This window comes from Nostoc cf. edaphicum LEGE 07299 (assembly GCF_015207245.1).
GTDB lineage: Bacteria > Cyanobacteriota > Cyanobacteriia > Cyanobacteriales > Nostocaceae > Nostoc > Nostoc edaphicum_B.
The window spans coordinates 1-3,164 of sequence record NZ_JADEXF010000775.1 but is presented as its reverse complement, the minus strand read 5'-3'; the positions used below and the strand labels follow the sequence as shown (position 1 = coordinate 3,164).

The window sequence follows — 3,164 nt, the reverse complement described above, 5'->3', positions numbered from 1 at the left end:
CTTCATAGCTGGTAAAGCTGAGGTAGAACGCTTGCAATGCAGGCCAAAAGACAGTTAAACCTAAAAGAACTAAGGCGGGTAATAAAAATAAATAAGGGGTAAGCCGCTGTTTGATGAACATCCAATTTTTAGGTATCAATTGATTCATAAGAAGTTTAATAGTTGTTTTTGCTTTGTCAAAACAAGAATTTGGAGATGTGAGTAGATTTAAGCTTCAATATTTTAAGAGCATTATTTGCTTGTGTAAGCATTGGCGTAGCCTCTCGTAGAGAAGTTCGTCGTAGACATCGTTAATTAATAACTTGGAGATCAATTGCAATGGAAACTCAGCACAATCCGCCAATTGAACATCAAAATGTCCCCATAAACCACCGTGGACTGCATGATTTTTTGTATAGTTCTGACAACGAACACGCCGCCATTGAGGTGAGTATAACTCCTGAACTGGCAAACAATGGTACTGAAATCATTGACTTTGAGGCTTGGAGTGTGGCTGCTCAGAACGCTAAAATTGCCGGAGTTTATGCAGTATTAGATGCAGAACGCCGCACGCAGTACATTGGCTATTCTCGGAATGTGTTGCTTTCCCTAAACAGCCATCTTCGCCAAAATGGCGAGCAAAAGTGTGCTTTTGTACGTGTGCAAGCATTCAAGTTCCCCAAACGTCAAGAAATGGAAGATTTGCGAGATGCATGGATAGCAGAACTCGAAAGTACGCCACTTGGTAATGCAACTGAAAGCGGAATGTGGGCTAGTACGGTAGGTGAAGCGACTAAGGCGGTAATGTCAGAAGCCCAACTTCAAGCCTACGAGGAGAAAAAGCTAAAACTGCGGAAAGCAATGGCTGATACAACCCTTTCTAAAGAGTTAGAAACAATAGATGCGAGTGAAGCCGAACGTCAGCGTCAACTTGAAGCTGCTGTGACAAACGATGACTGGAGTGTAATTATTGACGCACAGACACAGGAAACTAAGTATTGATTTTTGTATGCTTGATTGCGCTATCTGACTTTTTGAGTAAGTGGCATGAAAGTTCTGTGAAAGATGAGAGTTAAGATTTTAAAACGCAAAGGGGCGCTGAGGGAAGCGCAAAGGTTCGCAGAGGAGTGAATTCTTTGCGTTCCTCTGCGTTAAAAAAAAAGGATATATATGACGACAAAATTAGATGCTCTGATTAATTCTTTAGAAGGTATAGAAATTATTACTGACTCTACCCAAGTCGCAAAATTATCCCAGGATTATCACACTTTTAGCCCTGTGTTAGTGTCGAAATTAGAGGGAAAAGTTGGGGATATTGTAGTTCGTCCCGCTAATGAAGCAGAGGTTTTAAAAGTTGCAGCTGCCTGTGCAAAACATCGTATACCTGTAACTGTGCGAGGTGCGGGAACTGGGAATTATGGGCAATGTGTACCTTTGCACGGTGGCGTAATTTTAGATATGACGCGGTTGCAAGAGATTCTTTGGGTAAAACCGGGAGTGGCGCGGGTGGAAGCTGGGGTGAAGTTGGCAGCTTTGGATAAAAGAACACGAGAAATCGGCTGGGAAATTCGTATGGCACCCTCTACGTACCGCACAGCGACAATTGGCGGATTTATTGCTGGGGGAAGTGGCGGTATTGGCTCGATCCAATATGGGTTATTAGCCGATCGCGGTAATATCTTAGCACTGCGAGTGGTAACTGTAGAAGATGAACCCCGTGCGATCGCATTACGCGGCGATGATGTCCTAAAGGTAAATCATGCTTGGGGAATTAATGGCATCATCACTGAAGTCGAAATTCCTTTAGGGCCAGCTTATCCTTGGGCAGAAGTCATTGTCACCTTTGACGACTTTATGACAGCAGCAAAGTTTGGTCAGACAATTGGCAATGCTGATGGCATGATTAAGAAGTTGATTTCTGTCTTTGCATCCCCAATTTCGCAATACTTTCACGCAGTACAAGAGTATATTCCTGAAGGAACTCACTTAGTATTTCTGATAATTTCCGAACCGAGTTTGGAATTCTTACCGGCTTTGGTGCAGCAATACGGCGGCCAGATTACATATAAAAAATCAGCCGAGGAAGCAGCCAAAGGTACACATTTAGCAGAGTTTTCCTGGAACCACACTACCTTACTTGCCCGGAGTGTAGATACTGATATTACATACTTACAAAGTCTCTTTCCTAGCGATCGCAGTTTGCAAGTAGTAGAGCAGATGTATAATTACTTCGGCGATGAGGTAATGATGCATTTAGAATTTTTTCGGGTGAATGGTGTCGTAGTTCCTGGTGCATTGCAACTCGTGCGCTACACCACAGAAGAACGCCTCAATGAAATTATCCGCTATCACGAAGAACAGGGTGTGAGTATTGCCAATCCTCATACGTATATTATTGAAGACGGTGGCAGAAAAGTTATCGATCCTGAGCAGTTAAAATTTAAAGAAATAGTCGATCCTTATGGGTTGATGAACCCCGGTAAAAGCAAGGTTCTTCAATTCCAAATTCAAAATTAGCAAACTACAGAAACACGTATCAGAAATTTCTCTGTATATTTGTGTAACCTACCTCCAAAAAGCTAGTTGCTGGGCGTTTATAATTTGTGGTTTGATTTTAACAGCCGTGGGGATAACCCAAAATCCAACATTCCAATAATCGCCCATGATTGAAATTGACGGTTCCTACGGAGAGGGAGGCGGACAAGTTCTTCGCACTTCCTTAAGTCTAGCCGCCATTACCGGCGAACCCATACGAATTACAGGCATTCGCGCTGGACGCAAAAAGCCAGGATTAGCAGCACAACATTTAACAGCAGTTCGGGCTGCGGCGAGAATTTGTAATGCCCAACTACGGGGTGATGCTTTGGGTTCAATGCTGCTGGAATTCATCCCAGGTAGTGCTGTGCAAGCTGGAGTTTATACCTTTGATGTTAGTAAAGCACAACAAGGTGGTTCTGCGGGTGCGATCGCTTTAGTTCTTCAAACAATTCTCTTACCTTTGGCACTAGCATCTGGCAATTCTCTAGTGACACTAAAGGGTGGAACTCATGTGAACTTTAGCCCGACAGCGACGTACATTGAGCAAGTTTATCTGCCTATACTGCAACGCATGGGTGTAGAAGCCCAAGTCAAGTTAGGCGCTTGGGGGTGGTATCCCCAAGGTGGGGGGGAGGTAGAGTTACAGG

General features: G+C 43.7%; 3 protein-coding genes and 1 pseudogene. 3 read left to right on the top strand and 1 reads right to left on the bottom strand.

The window, feature by feature from the left end; genetic code table 11:
• A pseudogene (locus IQ229_RS24270) lies at positions 1 to 148 on the bottom strand (sugar ABC transporter permease); the annotation flags it as partial.
• A 170-nt stretch (positions 149 to 318) separates the two neighbouring features.
• On the opposite strand from IQ229_RS24270, the gene IQ229_RS20465 reads away from it, so the two are divergent.
• From IQ229_RS20465 to rtcA, 3 genes are all read left to right on the top strand, one after another.
• Complete coding sequence (locus tag IQ229_RS20465; protein WP_194046886.1) at positions 319 to 981, top strand: GIY-YIG nuclease family protein; 663 nt, start codon at positions 319 to 321, stop codon at positions 979 to 981.
• Between the two features lie 168 nt (positions 982 to 1,149).
• Entirely contained in the window at positions 1,150 to 2,496 is a 1,347-nt protein-coding gene (locus IQ229_RS20460) for an FAD-binding oxidoreductase (protein WP_194046884.1), read from the top strand.
• Positions 2,497 to 2,641: 145 nt separating this feature from the next.
• Positions 2,642 to 3,164 (top strand): RNA 3'-terminal phosphate cyclase (rtcA, locus tag IQ229_RS20455; RefSeq protein ID WP_194046882.1); only part of this gene is annotated, 523 nt, incomplete at its 3' end.

Excerpts from the sequence above, each read along its gene's own strand:
- IQ229_RS20460 (WP_194046884.1), top strand. The coding sequence starts at position 1,150 with ATGACGACAAAATTAGATGCTCTGATTAATTCTTTAGAAGGTATAGAA.
- IQ229_RS20465 (WP_194046886.1), top strand. The coding sequence starts at position 319 with ATGGAAACTCAGCACAATCCGCCAATTGAACATCAAAATGTCCCCATA.